3 protein-coding genes are annotated in these 3,339 nt (G+C 44.4%); 2 read left to right on the top strand and 1 reads right to left on the bottom strand.

The features are described from left to right. Nucleotides 1-268: 268 nt before the first annotated feature. Complete coding sequence (locus CAG60_RS08945) at nucleotides 269-1,123, top strand: MIP/aquaporin family protein (protein ID WP_158137232.1); 855 nt, start codon at nucleotides 269-271, stop codon at nucleotides 1,121-1,123. A 50-nt stretch (nucleotides 1,124-1,173) separates the two neighbouring features. After that, nucleotides 1,174-2,694: a glycerol kinase GlpK gene (gene glpK, locus CAG60_RS08940; protein ID WP_004396681.1), complete on the top strand. Its 1,521-nt coding sequence runs from the start codon at nucleotides 1,174-1,176 to the stop codon at nucleotides 2,692-2,694. A gap of 102 nt (nucleotides 2,695-2,796) precedes the next feature. Here the strand turns inward: glpK and CAG60_RS08935 are convergent, their stop codons facing one another. Beyond that, the gene (locus tag CAG60_RS08935) at nucleotides 2,797-3,048 is read right to left on the bottom strand and encodes a YgjV family protein (protein ID WP_072670703.1); all 252 of its coding nucleotides are present in this window, start codon (nucleotides 3,046-3,048) and stop codon (nucleotides 2,797-2,799) included. Nucleotides 3,049-3,339: the final 291 nt, after the last annotated feature.

Here is a 3,339-nt window from a genome sequence, read left to right as displayed (position 1 = left end):
ATGTTGTTCACTGTTCTTATGATATTCATCTCACCACGTGAGCGATGGTCGCTAAGAACGACGATTTCTAACCATAATGGCGAGGTTTTCTGAGATCAAAATATGGCTCTAATTAACAAAAATTACTCTTATTGATTACAAAATTGTGTTCGAACGCTCATTTGTGAGGTTTTTTCGTTTTCGAAGTGATCTTTTTGTGCGAGATTTTGCCCCGTATCACCCTGTGACGGTGTGCAATAACGGTGTAAACGGAAAAGGACACTTACTTATGGCTCGAACAAAACAACAGACTCTTTTAGGAGAGTGTATCGCAGAGTTTATCGGCACAGGATTGCTGATATTTTTTGGCGTAGGCTGTGTCGCTGCGCTAGTACTGACTGGAGCTCAATTTGGTCAGTGGGAAATTAGTATTATCTGGGGACTTGGGGTCGCCATTGCTATTTATTGTACCGCAGGTGTTTCTGGTGCACACATTAATCCAGCGGTAACCATCGCTTTAGCTGCGTTTCATGGTTTTGATAAAGCGAAAGTGCTGCCCTATATTATCGCACAACTGCTCGGTGCATTCTGCTCTGCGGCGCTCGTTTACGGCTTGTACAGCAACCTTTTTGTCGATTATGAAATCGCCCACAATTTTGTCCGTAGCAGTGAAGCTGCTTTAGCCACCGCAGGGATTTTCTCTACTTATTCTCATCCCTCTCTTTCTTTTCTAGGGGCGATATCGGTTGAATTTGTGATCACCGCTGTGCTGATGTTTGTCATTCTCGCACTCGGTGATGAGAATAATGGTGCGCATCGCAACGCGATGAACCCGCTATTAATTGGTATTTTGATTGCGGTAATTGGTGGCTCGCTTGGCCCACTGACTGGTTTTGCGATGAACCCAGCTCGTGATTTTGGTCCTAAATTGTTTGCTTATTTTGCTGGTTGGGATTATGCCCTAACGGGTGCGAAAGAGATCCCATACTTTATTGTGCCGATCATTGCGCCGATTGCCGGAGCTTGTTTTGGTGCATGGGCTTACCCTAAATTTATCGCTGCTTACCTGCCAACTGAAGGAACGGGCTGTACCATACCTAATCAATGCGATGTGGTAGAAGATAACGAACAAGCACATGTTTAACGTGCATAATTTATTAACCCATTTATTAGAACGTGAATAAGGAATAGACCATGACTGAGCAAAAATATGTGGTTGCATTGGATCAAGGTACAACCAGCTCAAGGGCGGTCGTGCTTGACCATGATGCCAATATCGTCAGTGTTTCTCAGCGTGAATTTACTCAGATTTATCCACAAGCGGGCTGGGTAGAGCATGACCCAATGGAAATTTATGCTACACAAAGTTCGACATTGATCGAGGTGCTTGGTAAATCAGGTATCCGTAGTGATGAAATTGCTGCCATTGGTATTACTAACCAGCGTGAAACGACGATTGTTTGGAACAAAGAAACGGGCAAACCAGTTTACAATGCGATTGTGTGGCAATGTCGCCGCACCGCTGAAATTTGTGAGCAACTAAAATTGCGTGAAGGGCTGGAAGCGTATGTGCGTGAGAACACAGGCTTATTGCTTGATCCTTACTTTTCAGGCACCAAGGTCAAATGGATTTTAGATAATGTCCCAGGGGCTCGTGAAGACGCACAAGCGGGTAAACTGCTGTTTGGTACCGTAGATACGTGGTTAGTCTGGAAGATGACTCAAGGCCGTGTTCATGTTACGGATTACACCAACGCTTCTCGGACTATGCTATTTAATATCAACAATTTACACTGGGATGAAAAAATCCTCAAAGAGTTTGATATTCCATTAAGCATGATGCCAGAAGTGAAATCTTCTTCAGAAGTGTATGGCCAAACTAACATTGGTGGTAAAGGCGGAACCCGTATTCCTATCGCGGGGATTGCCGGAGATCAACAGGCGGCGCTTTACGGTCAAATGTGTGTCGAAGCGGGGCAAGCAAAAAACACTTATGGTACGGGCTGCTTTTTGTTGATGAATACCGGCAAAGAAAAAGTGACTTCAAAAAATGGTCTTTTGACGACGTTAGCCTGTGGGCCGAAAGGTGAACCAAGTTATGCGCTCGAAGGTGCGGTATTCATGGGGGGCGCATCGATTCAGTGGTTACGCGATGAACTAAAATTAATTTCCGACGCTCACGATTCAGAATACTTTGCTACTAAAGTCGATACTGCTAATGGCGTCTATGTCGTGCCGGCCTTTACTGGGCTAGGAGCGCCTTATTGGGATGCTTACGCTCGCGGTACTATTGTCGGTTTAACGCGTGGTGTGAATTCGAACCATATCATTCGTGCGACATTAGAAAGTATTGCTTATCAGACCCGAGATGTTTTGGATGCGATGCAAGCAGATTCAGGGATTAAGCTAGCGGCACTGCGCGTTGATGGCGGGGCTGTCGCCAATAACTTCTTAATGCAGTTCCAATCTGATGTGTTGGATACTGAAGTTCATCGTCCAAAAGTGACCGAGGTGACGGCGTTGGGTGCGGCTTATTTAGCCGGTATCGCGGTTGGTTTCTGGGATAGTTTGGATGAGCTGAAAAATAAAGCAGAAATTGATCGCTCCTTTATGCCACATCACGATGAAGAAAAACGTCAACGTCGTTATAAAGGTTGGAAACGTGCGGTGAAGTGCGCTCAATCATGGGCGGCTGAGCATCACGAAGAGGATTAAATCGATATTGCTGATGGATAAACTAGCCTTAAACTAGTGAAGATAAACCACGCGTCCAGAGTCTGTTATTTTCCGACGCGTGGTTTTTATTGGTTACAGAGTTTAAGCGGCGTTCTGTACGCCTTCACTCTTTTTTGCTTGTTGCATCCGAGCTAAAAAGTAGACATTAACACAAGCGATGAAGGCGTTGGTTGCGACCACTGGCCAAGCATCGATCATCAGTCCATAGCCGACAAATAAGCTACAACCAATAAAGTTAAGTACGCGAAGTTTTACGATGTCTTTCATCGTTAGGGAAATAGCCACCATGATAGAGGCTGCATAGCCCATAATATCAACCATATTCATATCCATTATTTGTGTGATCCTCTTGCAGTTGGCCCAAGCCGGGTCAGTCGCGCTACGCTGATTTTCACGATGAAAAATGAACAACGCTTTACCGATAATGGCTGGATTAATTTAACTAACTCAAACTATAGCAATGGTGAATGTGTGATAACACCCTCAAAAATAGCTTCGGAGAGGGTTAGCGATTACGCAAACGATTAATGCTAATAATAGTTTTGTTATTACATATTTTGTTGATTATTGAATTGATGACAAAAGAAAGTCCGCTTGATAGCGGACTTGCATCGCGGCGAATAA

This window comes from Vibrio sp. V33_P6A3T137 (genome assembly GCF_009904835.1).
GTDB lineage: Bacteria > Pseudomonadota > Gammaproteobacteria > Enterobacterales > Vibrionaceae > Vibrio > Vibrio metschnikovii.
The sequence above is the reverse complement of the archived record's forward strand: the minus strand, read 5'-3'. Positions and strand labels throughout refer to the sequence as shown.

What these genes read in the sequence shown, in the direction of transcription:
- CAG60_RS08945 (WP_158137232.1), top strand. Translation starts at nt 269, where the DNA reads ATGGCTCGAACAAAACAACAGACTCTTTTAGGAGAGTGTATCGCAGAG.
- glpK (WP_004396681.1), top strand. Translation starts at nt 1,174, where the DNA reads ATGACTGAGCAAAAATATGTGGTTGCATTGGATCAAGGTACAACCAGC.
- CAG60_RS08935 (WP_072670703.1), bottom strand. Translation starts at nt 3,048, where the DNA reads ATGGATATGAATATGGTTGATATTATGGGCTATGCAGCCTCTATCATG.